Origin of the sequence: Micromonospora sp. SL1-18, from assembly GCF_047921505.1 — a bacterium.
In the GTDB taxonomy this organism is placed as follows: domain Bacteria; phylum Actinomycetota; class Actinomycetes; order Mycobacteriales; family Micromonosporaceae; genus Micromonospora.
The window spans coordinates 23,184-46,251 of the sequence record NZ_JBLROA010000003.1 but is presented as its reverse complement, the minus strand read 5'-3'; the positions used below and the strand labels follow the sequence as shown (position 1 = coordinate 46,251).

General features: G+C 70.3%; 17 protein-coding genes. 10 read left to right on the top strand and 7 right to left on the bottom strand.

Annotated elements, in window-relative coordinates; all coding sequences use genetic code 11:
- The first annotated feature begins 9 nt into the window (after nucleotides 1–9).
- Together ACNAW0_RS01955 and ACNAW0_RS01950 are read left to right on the top strand one after the other, a co-directional pair.
- Nucleotides 10–1,131, top strand: coding sequence for a LolA family protein (locus ACNAW0_RS01955; protein ID WP_416285897.1), 1,122 nt, complete (start codon nucleotides 10–12; stop codon nucleotides 1,129–1,131).
- Nucleotides 1,132–1,367: 236 nt separating this feature from the next.
- A complete protein-coding gene (locus tag ACNAW0_RS01950) occupies nucleotides 1,368–3,584 on the top strand; it encodes a HelD family protein (RefSeq protein WP_416286020.1) in 2,217 nt (738 codons plus the stop codon).
- A 49-nt stretch (nucleotides 3,585–3,633) separates the two neighbouring features.
- Here the strand turns inward: ACNAW0_RS01950 and ACNAW0_RS01945 are convergent, their stop codons facing one another.
- Nucleotides 3,634–4,041 carry a hypothetical protein gene (locus ACNAW0_RS01945; RefSeq protein ID WP_416285896.1) on the bottom strand — a complete coding sequence of 136 codons (408 nt, stop codon included), beginning with the start codon at nucleotides 4,039–4,041 and terminating at the stop codon, nucleotides 3,634–3,636.
- Nucleotides 4,042–4,360: 319 nt separating this feature from the next.
- On the opposite strand from ACNAW0_RS01945, the gene ACNAW0_RS01940 reads away from it, so the two are divergent.
- On the top strand, nucleotides 4,361–4,753 hold the full coding sequence (locus tag ACNAW0_RS01940; protein ID WP_416285895.1) for a hypothetical protein: 393 nt from the start codon (nucleotides 4,361–4,363) through the stop codon (nucleotides 4,751–4,753).
- An 80-nt stretch (nucleotides 4,754–4,833) separates the two neighbouring features.
- Here the strand turns inward: ACNAW0_RS01940 and ACNAW0_RS01935 are convergent, their stop codons facing one another.
- From ACNAW0_RS01935 to ACNAW0_RS01925, 3 genes are all read right to left on the bottom strand, one after another.
- Complete coding sequence (locus ACNAW0_RS01935; RefSeq protein WP_416286019.1) at nucleotides 4,834–5,820, bottom strand: sporulation protein; 987 nt, start codon at nucleotides 5,818–5,820, stop codon at nucleotides 4,834–4,836.
- Between the two features lie 113 nt (nucleotides 5,821–5,933).
- Complete coding sequence (locus ACNAW0_RS01930) at nucleotides 5,934–6,710, bottom strand: DeoR/GlpR family DNA-binding transcription regulator (RefSeq protein WP_416285894.1); 777 nt, start codon at nucleotides 6,708–6,710, stop codon at nucleotides 5,934–5,936.
- The gene (locus ACNAW0_RS01925; RefSeq protein WP_416285893.1) at nucleotides 6,671–8,710 is read right to left on the bottom strand and encodes a beta-galactosidase; all 2,040 of its coding nucleotides are present in this window, start codon (nucleotides 8,708–8,710) and stop codon (nucleotides 6,671–6,673) included. Before ACNAW0_RS01925 ends, ACNAW0_RS01930 begins: the two co-directional genes overlap by 40 nt.
- Nucleotides 8,711–8,989: 279 nt before the next feature.
- Here ACNAW0_RS01925 and ACNAW0_RS01920 point away from each other — a divergent pair, with 279 nt between their 5' ends.
- The 6 genes from ACNAW0_RS01920 to tnpB all read left to right on the top strand — a co-directional run bounded on the left by ACNAW0_RS01920 (nucleotide 8,990) and on the right by tnpB (nucleotide 17,424).
- The gene (locus tag ACNAW0_RS01920; RefSeq protein WP_416285892.1) at nucleotides 8,990–10,327 is read left to right on the top strand and encodes an ABC transporter substrate-binding protein; all 1,338 of its coding nucleotides are present in this window, start codon (nucleotides 8,990–8,992) and stop codon (nucleotides 10,325–10,327) included.
- A 22-nt stretch (nucleotides 10,328–10,349) separates the two neighbouring features.
- Nucleotides 10,350–11,306, top strand: a complete 957-nt coding sequence (locus tag ACNAW0_RS01915; RefSeq protein ID WP_416285891.1) for a carbohydrate ABC transporter permease — start codon at nucleotides 10,350–10,352, stop codon at nucleotides 11,304–11,306.
- The gene (locus ACNAW0_RS01910; RefSeq protein WP_416285890.1) at nucleotides 11,303–12,211 is read left to right on the top strand and encodes a carbohydrate ABC transporter permease; all 909 of its coding nucleotides are present in this window, start codon (nucleotides 11,303–11,305) and stop codon (nucleotides 12,209–12,211) included. Before ACNAW0_RS01915 ends, ACNAW0_RS01910 begins: the two co-directional genes overlap by 4 nt.
- The gene (locus tag ACNAW0_RS01905) at nucleotides 12,208–14,346 is read left to right on the top strand and encodes an alpha-galactosidase (RefSeq protein WP_416285888.1); all 2,139 of its coding nucleotides are present in this window, start codon (nucleotides 12,208–12,210) and stop codon (nucleotides 14,344–14,346) included. Before ACNAW0_RS01910 ends, ACNAW0_RS01905 begins: the two co-directional genes overlap by 4 nt.
- A gap of 1,048 nt (nucleotides 14,347–15,394) precedes the next feature.
- The gene (locus ACNAW0_RS01900) at nucleotides 15,395–15,970 is read left to right on the top strand and encodes an IS607 family transposase (protein ID WP_416285887.1); all 576 of its coding nucleotides are present in this window, start codon (nucleotides 15,395–15,397) and stop codon (nucleotides 15,968–15,970) included.
- On the top strand, nucleotides 15,967–17,424 hold the full coding sequence (gene tnpB / locus ACNAW0_RS01895; RefSeq protein WP_416285886.1) for an IS607 family element RNA-guided endonuclease TnpB: 1,458 nt from the start codon (nucleotides 15,967–15,969) through the stop codon (nucleotides 17,422–17,424). Before ACNAW0_RS01900 ends, tnpB begins: the two co-directional genes overlap by 4 nt.
- A 5-nt stretch (nucleotides 17,425–17,429) precedes the next feature.
- On the opposite strand, the gene ACNAW0_RS01890 is transcribed toward tnpB, so the two are convergent.
- The 3 genes from ACNAW0_RS01890 to ACNAW0_RS01880 form a co-directional block, all read right to left on the bottom strand.
- Nucleotides 17,430–17,891 carry an RNA polymerase sigma factor gene (locus ACNAW0_RS01890; RefSeq protein ID WP_416285885.1) on the bottom strand — a complete coding sequence of 154 codons (462 nt, stop codon included), beginning with the start codon at nucleotides 17,889–17,891 and terminating at the stop codon, nucleotides 17,430–17,432.
- Nucleotides 17,892–17,999: 108 nt separating this feature from the next.
- A complete protein-coding gene (locus ACNAW0_RS01885; RefSeq protein WP_416285884.1) occupies nucleotides 18,000–20,705 on the bottom strand; it encodes a discoidin domain-containing protein in 2,706 nt (901 codons plus the stop codon).
- A gap of 368 nt (nucleotides 20,706–21,073) precedes the next feature.
- Nucleotides 21,074–22,231 (bottom strand): ROK family transcriptional regulator, encoded by a 1,158-nt coding sequence (locus ACNAW0_RS01880; RefSeq protein ID WP_416285883.1) that lies wholly within the window; start codon nucleotides 22,229–22,231, stop codon nucleotides 21,074–21,076.
- Between the two features lie 435 nt (nucleotides 22,232–22,666).
- Here ACNAW0_RS01880 and ACNAW0_RS01875 point away from each other — a divergent pair, with 435 nt between their 5' ends.
- Nucleotides 22,667–23,059, top strand: coding sequence for a YciI family protein (locus ACNAW0_RS01875; RefSeq protein WP_416286018.1), 393 nt, complete (start codon nucleotides 22,667–22,669; stop codon nucleotides 23,057–23,059).
- Nucleotides 23,060–23,068 lie beyond the last annotated feature (9 nt).

Genomic DNA, 23,068 nt, shown 5'->3' with positions numbered 1-23,068 from the left:
GTGCCCAACATGCCCATACTCAAGAACCGCGCCGTGCTGCGCTGGCTGGTCCCGGTGACCGCGGGGGTCGCCGTGATCGGCGGCGGTGCCGCGGTCGGCACGTTCGCCGCCGGGGCCGAGCCGGCCCTGCCGCCGCGCACCGCGGCCGAACTTCTGAACGACCTGCGCACGTCCCGCCTGGACGGGCTCTCCGGCACGGTGGTGCAGCGCGCCGACCTCGGGCTGCCGCCGATCGCCGACCTGGCCGGCGCGGCCAGCGGCAACGAGCTGGCCAGCCTGCTCACCGGCACACACACCCTGCGGGTCTGGTACGCCGGCCCGGACCGGCAGCGGCTCGCCCTGGTCGACACGCTCGGCGAGCAGGACCTGCTGCGTAACGGCCGGGACGTGTGGACGTGGAACAGCCGGACCAACACCGCGTCACACCGGGCGCTGCCGGCGGGCGAGGCGAGCCTGCCGTCCGCGCCGGCAACCCCGGTCGACGCCGCCGACCGGGCGCTCGCCGCGATCGACCCGACCACGGCGGTCACCGTCGGCCGCTCCGCCCGGGTGGCGGGGCGGGACGCGTACGAGCTGATCCTCAGCCCGCGCGACACCGGCTCCCTCGTGCACGAGGTGCGGATCGCGCTGGACGCGAAGGAGCACGTGCCGCTGCGGTTCGAGGTGCTCGCCGACAGCGCCGACCGGCCGGCGTTCGAGGTGGCGTTCACCCAGGTCGACTTCCGCACCCCGGACGCGGACCAGTTCCGGTTCAACCCGCCGCCCGGCGTCAAGGTCACCGAGGCGCAGGCGACCGGCGAGCGCGGGCCGGCCGGGAAGCACCTCCCGGACCCCGACCGGCGGCCGGACGGCCGGGACGTGCGTACGGTCGGCACCGGCTGGACCACGGTCGTGGTGGCGCGGCTCGACGCGACCGGCCTGGCCGGCGGCCCGAAGGCCGACGCGAAGTCGACGGCGCCTGGCGCGGACGCGGTGGCTCAGGTGCTCGGCGGGCTGCCGAAGGTGAGCGGTGACTGGGGCAGCGGGCGGCTGCTGACCGGGAAGCTGTTCAACGTGCTGCTCACCGACGACGGCCGGGTGCTGGCCGGCCTGGTGACACCGGAGCGGCTCTACCAGGTGGCCAAGGGCTGACCCGGGAGCACGGACCGTCGGGGGTCCGGTCGGCGCGAGCCGGTCGGGCCCCCGTTCTTGGTTCCCGGCGGGGGCACGCGGTATCTTTCTCAGTTCAAACACAAAAGGAATGGTCATATAAAGCCATTCCTTTCGCGATTTTAAGCCAACAAGGAGCTGGCTTGTCAACGCACTCCGATGCATCGGATGAGCTGCACCAGGACGACGAGATCGGTCGCGAGCAGGAATACGTCTCAATGCTCTACGACCGGCTGGACGGCATGCGCGAGCAGGCCGCCCGGCGGCTCACCGAGGAGCTGCGGACCACCGGCGGCACGTTGCAGGCCCGCTCGCAGCGCGACTCCGCCGTCCGGATGTACGCCGACCAGGTCGAGCAGTTCTCCGCGGTGGAGGCCGGCCTCTGCTTCGGCCGCCTCGACGGCGACGACGACTCGCGCTACATCGGCCGGCTCGGCATCTTCGACACAAGCGGCGACTACGACCCGCTGCTGATGGACTGGCGCGCCCCGGCGGCGCGCGCGTTCTACCTCGCCACCGCCGCCAACCCACAGGGCGTACGCCGGCGGCGGCACCTGCGTACCCGGGAACGGAAGGTCACCGGGCTCAACGACGAGGTGCTGGACATCGCCACCGCCTCCCCCACCGCACACGAGGAGCTGACCGGCGAGGCGTCCCTGCTCGCCGCGCTCAACGCGGGCCGCACCGGCCGGATGCGCGACATCGTCGAGACCATCCAGGCAGAGCAGGACCACATCATCCGGGCCGACCTGCCGGGCATGCTGGTGGTGCAGGGCGGCCCGGGCACCGGCAAGACGGCGGTGGCGCTGCACCGCGCCGCGTACCTGCTCTACACCCACCGCCAGCAGCTCTCCACCCGGGGCGTGCTGCTGGTCGGCCCGAACGCCACCTTCCTGCGCTACATCTCCCAGGTGCTGCCGGCGCTGGCCGAGACCGGCGTACTGCTGCGTACTCAGGCCGACCTCTTCCCCGGAGTGCAGGCCCGGCGGACCGAGCCGGCCGGGACCGCCGCGCTCAAGGGACGCGCGGTGATGGTCGAGGTGCTGGCCAACGCCGTACGGGACCGGCAGCGGGTGCCCGACGAGCCGCTGGAGATCGAGCTGCCGCAGCGGGAGATCCTCACGCTCGACCCGGCCGTGGTGCGCCAGGCCCGGGAGCGGGTCCGGCGGTCGAACCGCCCGCACAACCTGGCCCGGGCGCTGTTCGACATCGAGATCGTGCACGCGCTCGCCGCCCGGGTGGCCGAGCGGATCGGCGCCGACCCGCTCGGCGGGGAGAACCTGCTCTCCGAGGCCGATGTCGCCGAGATCCGCCGGGAGCTGCACGAGGAGCCCGAGGTCCGCGCCGCACTGGACGAGCTGTGGCCGGTGCTCACCCCGCAACGCCTGCTCGCCGACCTGTACGCCGACCCGGGGCGGATCGCCACCGCCGCGCCGATGCTCACCGACGCCGAGCGGGCGTCGCTGCACCGCGAGCCGGGCGGCTGGACGCCGGCCGACGTGCCGCTGCTGGACGAGGCGGCCGAGCTGCTGGGCGAGGACGAACGCGCCGCAGCGGCCCGCCGGGAGCGGATCCGGTCGCTGCAACGCGAGTACGCCGAGGGCGTGCTGGAGATCGCCCGCGGTTCCCGCTCGATCGACGTCGAGGACGAGGCGGACGGCGGCGAGATCCTCGGCGTCACCGACCTGATCGACGCCGACCGCCTGCTGGAACGGCAGGAGGAGTCCGAGCGGCTGACCACCGCGCAGCGCGCCGCCGCCGACCGGAGCTGGGCGTTCGGGCACGTCATCGTCGACGAGGCGCAGGAGCTGTCGCCGATGGCGTGGCGGCTGCTGATGCGCCGCTGCCCGAGCCGGTCGATGACGATCGTCGGCGACGTGGCACAGACCGGCGCCCTCGCCGGCACGCCGTCCTGGTCCGAGGCGCTCGAACCGTACGTGGCGGGCCGGTGGCGGCTGGCGGAGCTGACCGTCAGCTACCGCACGCCGGCCGAGATCATGGCCGTCGCCGCCGACGTGCTCGCCGCGATCGACCCGGCGCTGCGCCCACCCCGCTCCGTACGCGCCAGCGGCGTGCCGCCGTGGGACCGTACCGTCGATGCTGACCGGCTCGCCGCTGAGCTGGTCGAGGCGGCGGCGCGGGAGGCGGCCGGGCTGGCCGACGGGCGGCTCGGGGTGATCGTGCCGGCCGGCCGGGTGGTCGAGTTGGGCGCGACCGTCACCGCCGCGTTGCCGGAGGCCGCGGTCGGCGAGCAGCCGGAGCTGGCGAGCCGGGTGGTGGTGCTCACCACCGAGCAGGCCAAGGGCCTGGAGTTCGACTCGGTGCTGGTGGTGGAGCCGGAGCGGATCGTCGCCGAGTCGCCGCGCGGCCACAGCGACCTCTACGTCGCCCTCACCCGCGCCACCCAGCGCCTCGGCATCCTCCGCGCCCCCTGATCAACGAGGGGCGGGCGCCCCGGAGGGTGCCCGCCCCGGCGTGGGTGGGTCATTCGTTGGTGAAGTTGCCGACCTGGCTGCCGGGCGACGACGCGTCGCTGGTCGAGCCGCTGGCCGGGGTGCTCAGGCCGCCGGTGGTCGCGTCGCCGGTGGTGGTCGGAGCCACCTTCCCCCGGTGCCGCTCCGGCTGCCGGGCCAACCGGCGGGCGCTGGCCGGGCCGGCGGTGCCCCCGGTCGTGGTGACCGCACCCTGCCCCCGGGTCGGCCCGCCGTCGCGCAACACGTTCGGGTCGATCGGGACGTGCGCCGGGTCGTCCGGATCCTCCTCCTGGATCACCCGCAACACGTCCGTCTGCGGCACCGTGACCTCGTCGAGCGCGCCCTCGCCGTACACGCCGCCGGCGACCCGCTCCTCGGCCCGCCGCGCGGCCTCCTGCCGCATGTCGTCCTCACGCACGTCAACCACCTCGCAGCGTTCTCGGGATCCGTGTTGCGTGCCCGGCGACCGGCGGTCCAAACCCCGGCCGGGTCGTCCGCGGACCGACATCGGCGGCAGACCCCGGCATACGTCCACGGACCGGACGTCCGGACCCCTATGGCCCCGCTACGGCGTCACCACGGTCCCGTACGAGACCACATCCGGCCGCGGATCGGTGTTACCTCTCCGGAGGCCACGGGTAGACGCGGGGTGCCCCCGCCACGAAACGCGAACCGTGCCGTGGCCGAAACGCGGTAGCGGGGCGGGTGAGCAACTCATCGCATCCGAGGAGGACAAGATGAGCACGCAGGCTGCCTCCACCAGGCCGATCAACCGGCCGCCGCAGGAGGTCCCCAACCGGGCGATGCAGGAGACACCCGAACGGGCGGCGATGCAGGAGACCCGCCCGATGCCGATGATGCACGACGGCTTCCGGGAACGGTCTCCGGGCACCGAGACGAAGCAGGCGTTCCTGACCACCGAGTTCTGGATCTACGCCTTTGCTGTCGCAATCGTCGTGGTGACGTCGTACTGGAGCAGTTCCATCACCAGCGGGCTGAGGATCACCAACCCGAACCTAGCGTGGTGGTACCTGACCGTCCTGACCGGTACCTACCTGCTGAGCCGTGGTCTGTCCAAGGCCGGCACGACCCGGCGGTCCTTTGCGGAGCGCCGAGCGTCCCGGCGTTGAGTGAGCAACACCTGAGAGCGGCGGTGGCCCCGGGATCCGTCCCGGGGCCACCGTCGTCGTTCGTCACTTCCGCTCGCGGGCTACTCGAAGTCCCCACCGTCGTCGCCGAAGCCTTCGAAAGCATCCCCGATCAGCTCACCGGCGACCATGCCGCCGACCACGCCGACCGCGCCGGCGGCCAGCATGCCGCCCATCCCCGGCCCCCGTTGGCCCGCGTGGCCGTGGTGACCCGGGTGGCCGTAGTGACCCGGGTGGCCGGGCGGCATCCCGAAGCCCTGGGCGCGCAGGCTGCCGTAACGCGAGGTGGTCTCGCGCAGCCAGCCGTCCACCACCTGGACCCAGTCGGTCCGGTCGGCGTCGCCGTGCGGGACGGCGTACCGGCCGATGACGTCCTGCCCCCCGGTGAAGAAGCCGCCGCGCTTGTCGCACTCCAGGATCACGTCCACCCCTTGCTGGCTCGTCACGAAGGTCAGCTCGACCTCGTTCACGACCTGGGCGTACTGCGGCGCGGCGAAGAACTCGATCTCCTGGTAGAACGGCAGCGTCTGCTGCACGCCGTAGAGGTGGCCACGCTCCAGGTCTGCGTGCTTGAACCCGAACCCGAGCGCCTGGAAGGCTTCGAGGATCCGCTCGTGGATCGGCAGCGGGTGCACCGCCACGTGGTCCAGGTCGCTCTTGTCGACCGCCCGGGCCACCGCCACCTCGGTACGTAGCCCCATGGTCATGCCGTGCAGCCGCTGCCCGTAGACGTCGGTCACCGGGGTCTCCCACGGCACCGCGAGCTTGAAGGGGATGGCGAGCTGCTGCTTCGGGGCCAGCTCCAGCCGGCCGCTGACCGGCAGCCGGTGGAACTCCACCAGGCCGGCGTGTTCGGCGCCGCCGCTCTCGACTTCCACCCGCGTGACCAGGCCGACGCTGATCTGCTCGATGCTGGCGGGCGCGTCGCCGCCGACCAGGTTGACGTGCCCGTCGAGGGTGAGGCCGGGTCGGGTGTTCGGGTTGGCCAGCACGGTGTCGACGCTCGGGCCGCCCACACCGAACGCGCTCAGCATCTTCTTGAAGACCATCGACACTCCGCTTCCACCTTCGGCACGCTCCACCTTGGAGCGCGGGCCACGAAGGGCACCCTAACCTCGACGGCTGTGAAGTGTCTGTGAACGCACCGTTTGCGTACGTGGGCTCAGACGACGTCGACGACGAGCAGTTCGCCGACGTGCTCGCCGATCTGCCGGCGCGCCTCCGGCGGCAGCCCGCCGTCGGTGATGAGCACGTCGGCCTCCGCCAACGAGGCGATGGTGGCGATCCCGATGGTCTCCCACTTGGTGTGGTCGGCGAGCACGACGAGCCGCCGGGCGGCGTCGATCAACCGCCGGTTGACCGCCGCCTCCAGCAGGTTCGGGGTGGTGAAGCCGATCCTCGGGCTCATCCCGTGCACCCCGAGGAAGAGCAGGTCGACGTTGAGGGCGGCGATGGCCGCCTCGGCCACCGGCCCGGTCAGCGCGTCCGAGGGCGTACGGAGGCCGCCGGTGAGCACGACGGTCTGGTCGGCGCGGGGATCGTGGTAGAGGGCGTCGGCGACCGGGATCGAGTTGGTCACCACGGTGAGGCCGCGGACCTCGGCCAGCCGGGCGGCGAGGGCGGCGGTGGTGGTGCCGGCGGAGAGCGCGATCGCCATCCCGGGCTCGACCAGGCGGGCGGCCCGCTCGGCGATGGCCTGCTTCTCGGCCTGCTGCCGGATCGACTTCGCGGCGAAGCCGGGCTCCTCGGCCGACCCGGGGCCGGCGAGGGTCGCCCCGCCGTGGACCTTGTCGACCAGTCCCCGTTCGGCAAGCACCTCCAGGTCCCGCCGGATCGTCATGTCCGACACCCCGAACCGCTCGACCAGGTGGCTGACCCGGACGCCGCCGCGCTGGCGGATCAGCTCCAGGATGGCGTTCTGCCGTTGCTGGACGAGCATCGGACCTCCTTCGCGGGCTCCTCACGGACCACCGCCACCTCGCCGGCCGGCACGACCAGCTCGCTGACGCACCGGCCGCCGCCGAGCAGTTCGGTGCCGGTGACGGCCACCCGGGCCTCGGCGTCGGTGTGGTTGATGACGAAGAGCCAGCTCCGGTCGGCGGAGCGCCGCCGGACCACCTCCACCCCCGCGGGCGCGGGCACCGGCGGCCGGACCCCGGCCTCGGTGAGCAGCCGGGCCACCAGGCGGTCGGTGGCCGCCTCGTCGAGCCGGGTGCCGACGTACCAGGCGGCTCCGACGCCGACGGCGTGCCGGGTCAGCGCGGGCACCCCGGACAGCGGCCCGTCGGCGTACGAGGAGAGCACCTCCGCCCCCTCGGCGTGCAGCCACTCGGTCCACACATCGGCGGTCGCGCCGTCGTCGAGGTGTACCCGCTCGTCGGCGGGCAGCGGGAAGAACTCCTCGGTCCGCACCCCGAGCAGGTCACGGAACGCGCCCGGGTAGCCGCCGAGGCGGATGTGGTCGTGCTCGTCGACGATGCCGCTGAAGTAGGTGACGAGCGCCGTCCCGCCCGCCGCGACGTACCGCCGCAGGGCCGCGGCGTGCGCGTCACGGACCAGGTAGAGGGTGGGCACCAGGACCAGCCGGTAGCGGGACAGGTCGGCCGACGGGTGCACCACGTCGGCGGTGACCCCGGCCCGCCAGAGCGCGCCGTGGAGGGCGGCGAGCCGGTCGACGTACGTGACATCGACGCTGGGGTGGGAGTCCAGCTCGACGCCCCACCAGGCCTCGTAGTCGAACAGGATCGCCACGTCGGCCTCGACCCGGCTGCCGCGTACCTCGGCGAGCGCCTTCAGGTCGGCGCCGAGCCGGCACACCTCGCCGAACACCTTGGTCTCCGAGCCGGCGTGCGGCACCAGCGCGGAGTGGAACTTCTCCGCGCCCGCCCGCGAGGCCCGCCACTGGAAGAACAGCACCCCGTCGGCGCCGCGGGCCACGTGCGCGAGGCTGTTGCGCCGCAGCTGGCCGGGGGTCTTGGCGACGTTGCGCGGCTGCCAGTTGACCGCGCTGGTGGAGTGTTCCATCAGCAGCCAGGGCCCGCCGCCGGCGACGCCCCGGGTGTGATCGGCGGCCAACGCCAGCTCGACGTGCGGCCGCGGATGGGCGGCCACGAGATAGTGGTCGTTGGCGACCAGGTCCACGTCGGATGCCCAGGAGTGGTAGTCCATATACTTGATGCCGGTGCCGATCATGAAGTTCGTGGTGACCGGCTGGGGGGCGAGCCGGGTCAGCAGCTCCCGCTCGGCGCGCAGCTGGGCCCGCTGCTCGTCCGAGGAGAAGCGCAGGAAGTCCAGCTGTTGGGTGGGGTTGGCGAAGGTTGGCGCACTACGCGGCGGGTTGATCTCGGCCCAGTCGTGGTAGCGCTGGCTCCAGAACGTGGTGCCCCAGGCGGCGTTGAGCGTGTCCAGGTCGCCGTAACGCTCGCGCAACCAGCGGCGGAACGCCTCGGCGCTGACATCGCAGTAGCAGTGCACGTTGTGGCAGCCGAGTTCGTTGGAGACGTGCCACATCACCACGGCCGGATGGTCGGCGTACCGGCCGGCGACGGCCTCGACCAGGGCGAGCGAACGCTCCCGGAAGATCGGCGAGCTGGGGCAGTACGCCTGCCGCCCGCCCGGCCACAGGATCGTGCCGTCGGCGCGGCGGGGCAGCGTCTCCGCATGCCGGTGCGCCAGCCACGGCGGCGGGCTGGCGGTGGCGGTGGCCAGGTCCACGTCGATTCCGCCGGCGTGCAGCAGGTCCAGGGCCCGGTCCAGCCAGTCGAACTCGTAACGGCCGGGTGCGGGTTCCAGCAAGGCCCAGGAGAAGATCCCAACGGAGACGAGGTTGACCCCGGCCCGGCTCATCAGCGCGACGTCCTCGGCCCAGGTCTCCTCGGGCCATTGTTCCGGGTTGTAGTCGGCGCCGTACCAGATGCCCTCGCCGTGCCAGTTCCGCATGACAGCAAAGAGTGCCCCCGAACCGCAACCAAGTCAACACGTTCCAACATCGGCCGGGATTCCCGCGCTTGCCGCGCAACAGCCAGGTCACAACTGGGTTATCGCTGCCTACTCCCCTCTTGACAGCGCGGAACCACGAGGTAGCTTCAACCGCCACCGGCTGTTTGTGTTCGGACATGTGGATTCACGGTGGATCTACCTCGGCCCGGCGCGAACACCGACCCCCACCACCAACAGGGCCGTTGGGCGCAGCGCACCTCTGCCAAGCCAGGAGGAATCATGTCCCGTCCGCAATCGCAAGCCGAATACCTCGCCCGACTCGTACCCCCGTCCGTCGCCGGCCTGAACCGCCGCTCACTGCTCGCCGGTGCCGCCGGCGCGGGCGCGTTGCTCGGCACGGGGATGCTCGCGGGCTGCGGCTCCGGTTCCGGCTCCGGCTCCGGCGCCGACTCCAAGCAGCCCGTGTCGTTCGGCTCGAACGCCTCGGACCCGACGCCGAAGAAGGTCCTCGCCGAGTTGACGGCCAGCTTCCAGAAAGCGTCCGGCATCCAGGTCAACATCAACACGGTCGACCACAACACGTTCCAGGAGAACATCAACAACTACCTGCAGGGCAAGCCGGACGACCTGTTCACCTGGTTCGCCGGCTACCGCATGCGGTTCTTCGCCGAAAAGGGCCTGGCCGGCGACGTCAGCGACGTCTGGAGCAAGTTCTCCGGGTACTCCGACGCGTTCAAGAAGGCCTCGACCGGTGACGACGGCAAGCAGTACTTCGTGCCGTTGTCGTACTACCCGTGGGCGGTCTTCTACCGCAAGTCGGTATGGCAGCAGCACGGCTACCAGGTGCCGAAGACCCTCGACGACCTGAACGCCCTCGGCGCGCAGATGAAGAAGGACGGCCTCGCCCCGATCGCCTTCGCCGACAAGGACGGCTGGCCGGCGATGGGCACCTTCGACATCCTCAACCTGCGGATCAACGGCTACCAGTTCCACATCGACCTGATGGCCGGCAAGGAGGCGTGGACCTCCGACAAGGTGAAGAAGGTCTTCGACACCTGGGCCGGGCTGCTCCCGATCCACCAGCCGGACGCCCTCGGCCGGACCTGGCAGGAAGCCGCCCAGTCGTTGCAGCAGAAGAAGAGCGGCATGTACCTGCTCGGCCTCTTCGTCGCCCAGCAGTTCAACGAGAACGAGCAGGACGACATCGACTTCTTCACCTTCCCCGAGATCGACTCGACCATCGGGGCCGGGGCCCTGGACGCGCCGATCGACGGCTACATGATGGCCCGCAAGCCGAAGTCCGAGGCCAACGCCAAGAAGCTGCTGGAGTACATCGGCAGTGTCGACGGCGCGAACATCTCCGTGAAGAACGACCCCGGCACCCTGGTCGCCAACACCGGCGCGGACACCAGCGGCTACAGCGCCCTGCAGCGCAAGGCGGCCGAGCTGGTCGGCTCGGCGACCGAGATCGCCCAGTTCCTCGACCGGGACACCCGGCCGGACTTCGCCTCGACGGTGATCATCCCGGCGATCCAGCAGTTCATCAAGAACCCGAAGGACATCAGTGGGCTGCTGACCAGCATCGAGAACCAGAAGAAGTCCATCTTCACCAGCTGACGGCGGAAAGGCGGAGGACACCATGTCCGACCTGCCCCTGATCCATACGGATCGCGCCGTGCCACCGGCGGCCGCGACCACCTCCACGGGTGGTCGCGGCCGCCGGCTACGGCTCCTGTCCCGCACCGACCGCGTGGTGATCACGCTGATGGTGCTCGTACCCCTGCTGCTGGTGACCAGCCTGGTCTGGCTGCCGGCGCTGGCCACCGTGCTGCTCTCCGGTACGAACTGGGACGGCATCGGCTCGCTCGACCAGATCGACTGGGTCGGCCTGAAGAACTACGACGACGTGGTGAACATCTACCCGCCGTTCGTACCGGCGATCCAGAACAACCTGCTCTGGCTGGCCGCGCTCTTCGTCGTGGCCACCCCGTTCGGGATGTTCCTCGCCGTGCTGCTCGACAAGGAACTGCGCGGCAGCAGGTTCTACCAGACCGCGCTCTACCTGCCGGTGGTACTGTCCCTGGCGCTGATCGGCTTCGTCTGGCAGCTCATCTACAGCCGCGACCAGGGCCTGCTCAACGCGCTGCTCGGCAGCCACACCGACTGGTACGGAGACCCGCACGTGAACATCTGGGCGGTGCTCGTCGCCGCCGGCTGGCGGCACGTCGGCTACATCATGCTGCTCTACCTGGCCGGTCTGAAGGGCGTCGACCCGTCACTGCGCGAGGCGGCCGCCGTGGACGGCTCCTCCGAGGTCAGCACCTTCTTCCGGATCGTCTTCCCGGTGATGCGACCGATCAACATCATCGTGCTGGTCGTGACGGTGATCGAGTCGCTACGCGCGTTCGACCTGGTCTGGGTCATCAACAAGGGCCGCAACGGCCTGGAGCTACTCTCCTCGCTGGTCACCTCGAACGTGGTGGGCGAGGCCAGCCGGATCGGCTTCGGCTCCGCGCTGGCGACGATCATGCTGGTCGTCTCCCTGGTCTTCATCACCGTCTATCTGTTCACCGTCATGCGGGAGGATCGCCGATGACGACCACGGTCCTGACCCGCGAGCCCACGACCGCCGCGCCGGCCGGGCACCACCGCCCGCGGCGCACCCGGTTGGTCCTGCACCTCTTCCTGGTTACGGTGGCCGTCGGCTGGCTCTTCCCGATCCTCTGGGCAGTGCTGACCTCGCTGCGCTCCTACCAGTACACCGCCACCCACGGCTACGTCTCCCTCGGCGGCTGGACCATCGACAACTACGTCACCGCCTGGCGCACCGCCGAGTTCGGCAAGCACTTCCTCAACTCCATCTACATCACGGTGCCGGCGGTGCTGCTGACGCTCTTCCTCGCCTCCTGCGTGGCGTTCGTGATCGCCCGGTTCAGCTGGAAGTTCAACATCGTCCTGCTCGGCCTGTTCACCGCGGCGAACCTGCTGCCACAGCAGGCGCTGCTGATCCCGCTGTTCCGGATGTTCACCCAGATCCCGCTGCCGCTGTGGATGAGCGACTCGGAGCTGCTCTACGACAGCTACTGGGGGCTGATCCTGGTCAACGTCGCCTTCCAGTGCGGCTTCTGCGTGTTCGTGCTGAGCAACTACATGAAGGCGCTGCCGCACGAGCTGTACGAGGCGGCGATGGTCGACGGTGCCGGCGTATGGCGGCAGTACTGGCAGGTGACCATGCCGCTGTGCCGGCCGGCCCTGGCCGCGCTGGCCACCCTCGAGGTCACCTGGATCTACAACGAGTTCTTCTGGGCCACCGTGCTGATGCGCTCCGGCGACAAGTTCCCGGTGACGAGTTCGCTGAACAACCTGCGCGGCGAGTTCTTCACCGACAACAACCTCGTCTCGGCCGGCTCCGTGCTGGTCGCCATCCCCACCCTGGTGATCTTCTTCCTGTTGCAGAAGCAGTTCGTCCGGGGCCTCACCCTAGGAGCCAGCAAAGGATGACCATCGTCCACCTGCGCCGCGGGCGGGCCAGCCTCGTGCTCGACGCGCGCGGACCGGGCCTGCCCCGCATCGTGCACTGGGGCGCCGACCTCGGCCCGCTGCCCGCCGACGAGCTGCCCGCCCTGGTCGACGCCACCCTCCCGCCGGTGGTGCCGAGCAGCTTCGACACGCCGACGGTGCTGTCGCTACTGCCCGAGGCGAGCGCCGGCTGGGGCGGACGGCCCGGCCTGTCCGGGCACCGCGACAGCCGGGACTGGTCCACCGCCTTCCGCCTCACCGCAGTGGAGGTGCTCGACGATCTGGCCGGGGCGGCGCGGGTGACCGTGCGGGCGGCGGACCCGGGCGCGGCACTGTCCCTGACCGTCGAGATCACGCTCGACCCGGTCGGGGTGCTGACGCTGCGGCACCGGCTGCGCAACGACGGCGACCGGCCGTACGAGGTGCGGGAGCTGACCCCGGTGCTGCCGGTCCCGGCGGTGGCCACCGAACTGCTCGACCTGACCGGCCGCTGGTGCCGGGAACGCAGCCCGCAACGGCACCCGTGGCCGATGGGCGCCTGGGTACGCGAGGGCCGGCACGGCCGGACCGGCCACGACGCCACACTGCTGCTGGTGGCCGGCACGCCGGGCTTCGGCTTCGGCCACGGCGAGGTGTGGGCGGTACACACCGCGTGGAGCGGCGACCACGTCACCGTGGCCGAGCGACGCCCGACCGGCGAGTCCACCCTCGGCGGCGGCGAACTGCTCGCCCCCGGCGAGATCGTGCTCGCCCCCGGCGCTGAGTACGCCACTCCCCTGCTCTACGCGGTCCACTCGACCGACGGGCTGGACGGGCTGAGCGACGCGCTGCACACCCACCTGCGGGCCCGGCCGCAGCATCCGCGCACCCCGCGGCCGGTGACGCTGAACGTCTGGGAGGCGGTCTACTTCGACCACGACCTGGACCGGCTCAAGGGCCTCGCCGACCGGGCCGCCGAGGTGGGCGTGGAACGCTTCGTGCTCGACGACGGCTGGTTCCGGGGCCGCCGCCACGACCGGGCCGGGCTCGGCGACTGGTGGGTCGACGGCGACGTCTGGCCCGACGGGCTGCAACCGCTCATCGACCACGTCAGCAAGCACGGGATGCAGTTCGGGCTCTGGGTCGAGCCGGAGATGGTCAACCCCGACTCGGACCTGTTCCGGGCCCACCCCGACTGGGTGCTCCAGGCGCCGGGCCGGCTGCCGCCCGAGTGGCGGCACCAGCAGGTGCTCGACCTCGCCCACCCCGACGCCTACGCCCACGTGCTGGGGCGGCTGGACGCGGTGCTCACCGAGAACGACGGCATCGCGTACCTGAAGTGGGACCAAAACCGGGACCTCACCGAGGCCGGGCACGGCGGCCGGCCCGGGGTGCACGCGCAGACCGTGGCGGTCTACCGGCTGCTGGACGAGCTGCGGGTCCGGCACCCGGGGGTGGAGATCGAGAGCTGCTCGTCCGGCGGCGCCCGGGTCGACCTGGAGATTCTGCGACGCACCGATCGGGTCTGGGCCAGCGACTGCAACGACGCCCTGGAGCGGCTGTCGATCCAGCGCTGGACCGGCCTGCTGCTGCCGCCCGAACTGATCGGCACCCACATCGGACCGGAACGCTCGCACACCACCCACCGGGTGCACGACCTGGGCTTCCGGGCGGTCTCCGCGTTCTTCGGCCACCACGGCATCGAGTGGGACATCAGCGCGATCAGCACGACCGAACGCGCCGAACTCGCCGCCTGGGTCGCGCTGCACAAGCGGCTCCGCCCACTGCTGCACGGCGGTCGGGTGGTCCGGGTCGACCACCCGGACCCGGCCGTCCAGGCGCACGGCGTGGTCGCCCACGACCGCTCCCACGCGGTGTACGCGATCTCCCGCCTGACCACCTCGGTCGCCGAGGTGCCGGGCCCGGTCCGCCTTCCCGGGCTGGACCGGTCCCGCCGGTACGCGGTGCGCCCGGCGGCCGGAGTGCCGGAGCCGGCGGTGTTGCAGGTGACCGAGCCGGCCTGGCTGGGCTCCGGCGGGGTGACGCTGAGCGGGGCGGTGCTGGGGACGGTCGGGGTGCAGGTGCCCGCCCTGCACCCCGAACAGGCCCTGCTGCTGGAGGTGACCGCGGTCGGCTGACCGCCCACGACGCCGGCCCTGGCGCGTTGCCGCGCGCCAGGGCCGGCGTACATCGTGAAGGACCAACCGCCGGTGCGGAAGTCCACGCCCGTAATCAGGTTGGGCAGCGGATCTTCCGCCACCACGTTCCCGGCGGCGTCATACCCGACCAAGGTCGGCGGGTCGACGCTCTCATTGGCCAGGTACCAGAAGAAGAACATGTCCTCGGCGCGCACGGCCGAGCGTACGGTCCCGTCGGGCAGCCGCAGCTCCGCCCGCACCACATTCCCGGCCGCTGTCCACATCGTGTGGATTCCCCGTTCGTCCGCCGACCCGCCCCCGCTGCCGAACGACCCCGTGGGCAGGGCAGGGTTCTGGCACTGCCCGCCGGCAAGTCGGAAGCTTGTTGGGGCGGGCCGGTCGAGGTCACCGGGCGGTTCGAACAACGGGGCGACACAGGTGCTGCCGTCCTGGCCGGTGGCGGACCAGACCGACAGGACCTTGCCGTCGGGGCCCGGCGCCTGGACCACCCGCCGCGCCGTCTGCGCGTCCACCGCGCCGCCGGTTTCGGTCGCCCAGAACGACAACGGCCTGGTGAACGACTCGGGCAGCAGCCCTCCGGCGGCGGCCACGCCCGCACCCGCCGAGACAAGCCCGATGGCCAGCACGGCGGTGAGCAGTACGCGCCGCCGACGCGATCGCCGAGAGGGCTCCGGCGGGCTGTCCGCGGCGGCGACCAACAGTCGTTCCAGCGCCGCGTTCCTGGCCGGAGCAGGCCAACGGTCAACAACCGTGGTGACCGGCCTGAGCTTCTCAACGGTGGCCATCATGTCGCGGTTCGTGGTCATGCGGCGCCTCCTACGGCTGGGAGTGGACGTTGGGATTCCGCGTCGACGGGAGCTGACGCCTCCGCCTCGCCTTCGGCCCGCAGTCGCCGCCGCGCGAAAGAGACGCACGTGGAAGGCCGGTAGCGAGCATCCCGCCACCCGCGCCGCCTGCTTGGGGGGTTGGCAACAGATCCGGGTTTTATGGGCAGTCATAGTCGGACATTTACATGTACTGTGGGGGCGTGAAGCTCTCAGACTGGGCACGCGAGCAGGGCGTGACCTATCAGACGGCCTGGCGGTGGGTGAAGGACGGCAAGATGCCCGTTCCTGTCCGTCAGGCGCCGTCTGGTACGTGGATTGTGGAGGGGGCCCCGGCTGCGGCCGGTCGCGTGGTCGCCTACTGTCGCGTGTCCTCCAGCGAGCAGAAGGGTGACCTGGACCGGCAGACCGTGCGGGTTGTGGAGGGGGCGAACGCGCAGGGCCTGGCGGTGGCGGAGATCGTGACTGAGGTCGGCTCCGGCCTGAATGGCAAGCGCCGCAAGCTGCATCGCCTCCTCGCCGACCCGACTGCGGCGGTGATCGTGGTCGAGCACAAGGACCGGCTGGCCCGCTTCGGTGTGGAGCACCTGCAAGCCGCGCTCGCCGCGACCGGGCGTCGCCTGGTGATCCTCGACCCGGAGGCATCCAAGGACGACCTGGTCAAGGACATGGCCGACGTGTTGACGTCGATGTGCGCCCGGCTGTACGGGCAGCGGGCAGGCAAGATGCGTGCCGCCCGTGCTGTGGCCGCCGCGGGCGGCGGGGAGTCGTTGGTGTGAGGAAGTTCGTGCCGCGACCCGGTTTCGTAATGCAGGCGTTTCGTTTCGCGTTGGATCCGAACGCCGGGCAGGAGCAGCGGCTGCGGTCGCATTGTGGTGCGGCTCGCGCCGCCTACAACTGGGCTGTGTCGTGGGTGATGGCGTCGTGGTGGCAGCGGAAGGCGGAGGCCTCGTACGGCGTCGCCGTAGAGGGGTTGACGCCGTGGCGGCCGTGGTCGCTGCCTGTGTTGCGGAAGGTGTTCAACGAGGTCAAGAAGACCGATCCGCGTTTCGCCGGCTGGTGGGAGGAGAACTCGAAGGAGGCGTACAGCACGGGCCTGGCGAACGCGGCGGCGGCGTTCGACAACTACGCCACCTCCAAGCGCGGGCAGCGCAAAGGAAAGCGCGTGGGCATGCCCCGGCGCAAGTCGAAGCACAAGGCTCGGCTGGCGTGCCGGTTCACTACCGGCGCCATCCGGGTGGAGCCGGACCGGCGGCATGTGACGCTGCCGCGGCTCGGGATGATCCGTACCCACGAGTCCACGCGCAAGCTGCAACGGCGTATCGCGAACGGCACCGCTCGGATCTTGTCGGCCACGGTCAGGTTCGAGCGGGGTCGGTGGTTCGTGGCCTTCCAGGTCGAGATCCAGCGTGCCGACCGCGCTCCGGCCCGCCCGGATGTGGTGGCGGGGGTGGACCTGGGTGTGAAGTGCCTCGCGGTGATCGCCGACAACCGGGGCGAGGTGCGGTTCGTGCCGAACCCGGCGCACTACGACGCCGCGCTCAAGCACCTCAAACGGCTCTCCCGCCGGGTCTCGCGCCGGCAGGGGCCGGACCGGCGCACCGGGCGCAAGCCGTCCAGACGATGGGCGGTCGCCAACGCCGAACGCAACGGCGTGCACCATCGGGTGGCGAATCTGCGTGCTGACGGGCTGCACAAACTCACGACCAAGATCACCGGCGAGTACGGCACCGTCGTGGTGGAAGATCTCAACGTGGCCGGCATGCTCCGTAACCGGCGCCTGGCCCGTAAGATCGCTGACGCAGGGTTCGGGGAGATTCGCCGGCAGGTGGGGTATAAAACCGGATGGAATGGTGGTCGGCGGGTAGTGGCCGATCGCTGGTATCCCTCCAGCAAGACCTGCTCGGCCTGCCGCGTGGTGAAAGCCAAGCTGCCGCTGCACGTGCGAGTGTTCCGCTGCGATGCCTGCGATCTGGTCATGGATCGGGACGAGAACGCAGCCCGCAACCTTGCCGCCATGGCGGTGGCAGAAGCAACGGGTACCGGAGTGGCCGGAGACCCGGGCGTGCAAGCGCCGAAACCGCGTGGAGCCGACCGCAAGACCCGCACCACCACCACCCGCAGCCGCAAGGCCGCGGGTGGGCGGGCAGGTGGCGCAACCCTGCCGCACCAACGGCAGCAGGAAACGCGAGACCGTCATCAGGACACCGAAGCGCACCCCGCGCTCCGGTGACACCGTTACGGACCTTCCCAGCCGAAAGGCCGGGATTGCTGACATCCGACTACGGAATCAGCAACGGTCAAGCCGTCCCAGGCGAGCAGCAGCGCTTCCCGCTCTGTGGGGGTCAGCGCCGCCAGCTGAGCCAGCACGGCTGCGCGTTCCGTGGCGAGGACGCCGGCTGCGGCAGCCGGCTCCGCGACCTGCCGGAACCGCTCCAGATCGGCGGTCACCCGTTCCTGCCGATGGTTGGATCGGCGCAGGTTGGAGATGGTGTTGCGAGCCACCACGAGCAACCAGGGCAACGGGTTGTCCGGAACGCTTGCGAGCCTCCGCCAGGCCACCAGGAACGTCTCCGACACCACGTCCTGGGCGGTGTCGGAGTCGAGGTGCCGCAACGCGTACGCCATAACCCGGGGCCCGTGCTCGGTCCAGAGCGCCACGAATCGCTGTTCCTGCTCTGCTGCGTGTTTTTCGCTCACACCACGTAGTGTCCGGACGCGTTCCGAAACTTACCTGGGACTCGACAGACGCGGCCCCGCAGGCAAAGCCTGCGGGGCCGCGTCGCCGTCAGCCAGGTACGGGCCGGCCTACTGGCCGCCGAACACCTGGACCTCCGCGAGGGAGAGGGCGTTGTTCCCGGCCAGCTGTACCCGTACGTAGCGGCCGGTACGGCCCACGTCGATACGGGTTACCGGGGTGGGCGGGCCGGCCTGATGACTGGCCCACACCCCCGGCTGGGCCAGCGTCTCCGCCAGCGAGTCGGACGTGAACGGCACATCCGAGACCAGCACGTAGTAGTCGGTGAGCCGGGTGACACAGCAACTGTCGGTGCGACCCCAGACCGCGATCTGGTCGATCTGGTTGCCCTCGCCGAGGTCGACCTGCCACCACGACTGGTCCTTGAAGTCGGTGTGGGTGACAGAGCCAGCGCTCCACGCCCCGTTGGTGTTCCCGTCCACCGCCCGCGCAGGCACGCCGCCGCTCGACAAGCTGGACTGGGTCGCGGTCTTACGCAGCGCCAGGTTGCGCCACAGGACCTCGACGTCGACAGGGACCCGCACCGACCACTCGTCGGAGCTGACCACCGCGGTGAGCTGGTACTTGCCGTCCGGCGTTCCCTTCGGGATCCCGACCGTGAACTCGGCGGTGCCCTTCCCGCCACCGGGCGTGAGCGCGCGCAGCTTCACCGACTCCGGACCCACCGACCAGTCGGGGCTCGCCTCGAGGCGTACCGAGGTGGCCGGTACGGCCTGCCGGTCGGCCGCGACGACCGTGACCTTCACCGGCAGGGTGGAACCCGGCTTCTGTGCCTCCTGGGACGCGTCGACGCTCACGACCGCCTGCGCGACGATCCGATAGTCCTGGCCGCTGCGTACTGGAAGGGTCAGTGTGTCGCCGGCAATAGTGTGGCCGACTCCCTTGCCACCGGCCCCGTAGATCTGGACCGGCCCGGTGAACATCTCGTTGCGCAACGTCGCCTGCCGGTCCTGGTGCGCCTTGAGCCGGACCTCCGTCAGGACGCCCGAACGCCAGGTCATACCCAACGTGTAGGCACCATTCGCGGCCTCCAGGCCGTCCACGTCTCCGTCCCCTGCACCCACCGGGTACCGGGCGCCGTCGATGCTCAGCACCGGCCGCTTGCCGGGGACGACGACCGGAATCGGGTCGGTGTCCGCCCGCAACCCGTCAGCCGTCCGCACAACCTCCAGCGTCAGGTTGACGGTCTTGTCCGCGTCCGGCTGGGTGATGACGCCGTTAGTGTCGATGACAGCAGTAGCGTCCGAACTCTTGATCTGGATCGTGTAGCCGGCCGGAACGGTCGGCAGCTCCAGGCGGGTCGCTCCCTTCTCCGGCGCCGAAACCGCCGTGATGCCGGCCGCCAGCTGCGCCACCGCGTTCGTCGAGGTCCGCAGCAGCTGCACCTGAGCATCTTGTCCCTGCCCGTCGCCGCTGAAGACCTTGGCCCGCACCAATCCCGGCTCGCCCAGCACGAAGGAACCCGAATACACCGGCGAGTCGGCCGTGGGTTCGGTGCCGTTCGTCGTGTAACGAATCTGCGCATTCGCATCGATGGAATGCACGGTGATCGGCTGCGGTCCGGTGAAGAAGCCGCCGGAAGGCTCCGCGAACAGTTTGCCGATCTTCAGCAACTTGACGCCATGCGGCTCGATCGTTGCACTGTACGACGACATCCGGCCGAGCAGGGAATGCGACCACATGTCGCCGACGAGATTGTCGCCGCTCAGTCCCAGGTCCGCGGCGAAGTCGATCGATCGCACCTGCGCCGTGTCCTCGCGGTTGAACAGGCCGACCACTGTGGTGCCGTCGGCGAACCGACCGGTCCAGATCTGACTGCGGGGATCGCTGACGTTTCGCACCAGCGGCTTCCCGACGAATCCCCTCATGTTCATGTCGAGGATTTCGGTGTTCTTGTAGTAGACGTCGTTCCGGCCCATGTTCTGGAAGTTGTCGCCGATGTTGATGCTGCTGCCGGCCATGGCGAGCAGACTGATCCTCGTCTGCTTCTCGGCGGCGCTGGTCGAGGTGCTCAGTACGCTGTAGTCACCGTCCAGTACGACCTTCCCCGGCCCGGAGAGATCAGACAGGTGGACGAGACCGTCGAACAGGTTGTACGCCGGCGGCCATTTGTTGTCCTGGACCTGGCCCCGATTCCGTGAGCTCGTGTGGTACCAGACGTTCTGCCGCCAGTCCTCACTGGCCCTGATCATGTCGGCGTACTGGCTCTCGGCCGCGGCGTGGTTGCGGTTCTTCTGGTTGGCGTAGTAGAGGACCAGCTGATCGCCCGCCGCTTCTCTCATCCAGCGGTAGAAGGTCTCGGTCGCCGCCGGGCCATAGGCATCGTCGAACAGCCTGATGAAGTCGACCTTCATCAGGTCGACACCGACGCTTTTGTAGTACTCCACCATTCCCTTGACGTACTGCTCCGCACCTGGCCGACTCGGGTCGACCATGTACCAGTCCTCGAACGTCTTGCTGGCATCGCCTGGGTGAACGATGTCCTTGATCGGAATGTCGGTGCCCTTGATCTTGACGGACGGATCGTCAGCTATCGAACGCAGCACCCACGAGGGGTTGTAGTACATGCCGAACTTCAGGCCCTTGGAATGGACGTAGTCGGCCCAGTACGCGAAGTCGTGCTGCCACTTCTTGTAGCGGACGGTGTAGCCGTTCTCGTTGTGATCGGTGCCGTCGTTGATCCAGCCGTCGAGGGCGATGTACTCGTAACCGAAGGGCTTGAAGTCGTTCGCGATCATGTCCGTGTTGGCGATCATGCGCGCTTCGGTGAACTGGCTTGAGTACTGCGTCGCGTGCCAACCCAGGGTTCCGGTTCCCCGTCGGGCAAAGTTGGAACCCGCCTCAGGGCCTTGGACACTGCCGGCGGCCTGAGGAGCCGAGCCCGGCTCGGCGGCGCCAGCCGCATGTGCGGGGGGTGGAGCGAGTACGCCGAGCACCAGCGCGAACGCCAGGCCCAGCCGCACCGGCGCGCGGCCGCGCCATGCCGGCCGCGCCACGGGCGCTTTGAGTGCTGTCATGGGGGGTCTCCTCGAGTGCGAGTCGCCTGATGAGGAAGGGCACAGCGAGGCTAATGGACGTTTTTTTCGTCCGTCAAGAAATTCAGCGATAATCCCACCCAGCGAAGTCAGGACCGGCCGTGCAGGAAGGCGTCGCGCGCCACCGCCGCAGCGCCGAGCGCCCAGTCCTCGAAAGAGTGCGGCTGCAGGACGACGTCGCACTGTGCCGCCGAGCCGTACGCCTGCTCCGCGAACGCCGCGCGCACGTGCTGGGCGAACAGGTCATAGACCGCGAGCCCTTCGCCGCTGACGATGATCCGGTCGGGCCCGACCAGGTTGGCGACAGTCGCGAGCGCCCGCCCGATAGCGGCACCGGCATCGGCGAACACCTCGGCAGCCGCGCCGCCGGACCGGGCCAGTGCCGCAGCCTCGCTGATCGTCGAGAGCGGGACTCCCGTCACCTGGCTCACGCGACGCACGATGGCCGGGTCGGCGGCCACCGCCTCCACGCACCCCAGGCCGCCGCAGTAGCACATCGTGGTGAGGTCGCCGACCGGGATGTGCCCGAGCTCGCCCACGACACCGTGCGCGCCGGCGAGGACCTTCCCGTCGATGACGATCCCGCAACCGATGCCGGCACCGATCGTGATCACGACGAGAACGGACGCCCCGACCCCCGCACCCGTCGTACTCTCCGCCAGGCTGAGCGCGCGCACGTCGTTCTCAACCACGGTCGGGATCTCGAGGTCTTTCTCGACCAGCTCGGCGAGCCGGACCTCCCGCCAATCGAGGAACGGCGAGAACCGGACCAGCCCGGCGTCGCAGTCGATGTCGCCGGACACCGCGACGCACACGGAGTCCACCGACACCATGCGGTGGGCGTCGGCGCGGAGCGACCGCACCATCTCGACGATCTCCGACACCACCGTGTGGACGCGGTGATCGGCGAGGTCTGCCCGGCTCGCCGCCAGCGCGCCGTTCGAGAGGTTGGTCAGCGTGCCGACCACCTCGGTCCCGGTCACCTTGACCCCGGCGAACCAAGCCGCCTCCGGCCGCACGGCCAGCTCGCGCACCGGACGCCCGACGCCGCCGCCCGGCGCGTCGCCCTCCACGAGCAAGCCCGCGGCGATCAGCGGCCGGACCGACTTGGTCACCGAGGCCGCCGACAGGCCGGTACGCAGCGAAACGTCACCGCGCGATGACGGCCCGTGCGCCAGTATCGAAGCGAACACCGCACGCGACGCCGGGTTGCGGAGTGGGGACAACGCACCCCTGATCGTCCGCATGGCGGCCTCCCTGTTCGTTGGACGGCCAAGAGACCGTCGGGTAACCAGCTCGGGGCATTGTGCTACGGCGAGACACGCCGATGCCGAGTGCTCGACAAATGAATCATCCCCGCCATGATCGCGTTAAGTACGCAACTGTGGCGGGGATGACGCCCGTTCATGCTATCCGTCGAGCTTGACCGATACGATGTGGGCGATCTCGGCATCCGGTGCGGCTTGGCCCGAGCCCGGGACAGCCGGGACCGCCGGGCCAGGGTGCCGGCGGGTGGCGCGGGCGGGCGAGTTCCACAACCGCTCGGAGCGTTGTGGCACACCGCTCCGAGGTTTCTCCAAGATTTTCCGGCACGGATGTCGAGAACCGGGGTGGCGGCTTCTACCTGAGGGTGGAAGCACCGAGAATCGGTGCACAGGCGTGAGGAGCCAACCGTGAAGTACATGCTGCTGATGCAGTTCAGCGCTGCCGGGACCGACTTCCCGTCGATCGACACCTGGACGCCTGAGGAGATCCGGGCGCACATCGGATTCATGGGCGAGGTCAACGCGAAGCTCACCGCCGACGGGGAGTGGGTCCAGGGGGAGGGCCTGGCCGGGCCGCAGCAGGCGCGGATCGTCCGGGCGGGTGAGGGTGGCGCCCCGGTGGTCACCGAGGGGCCGTTCGCGGAGACCAAGGAGTTTCTCGCCGGCTGGTGGATCGTGGACTGCGAGACGCCGCAGCGGGCGGTCGAGATCGCCGCGCACATCTCCACCGCGCCCGGCCCCGGCGGGCGACCGCTGAACATGCCGATCGAGGTGCACCCGGTCATGTCGGCGCCGCCGCAGGAGATGTGACTGCTGGGC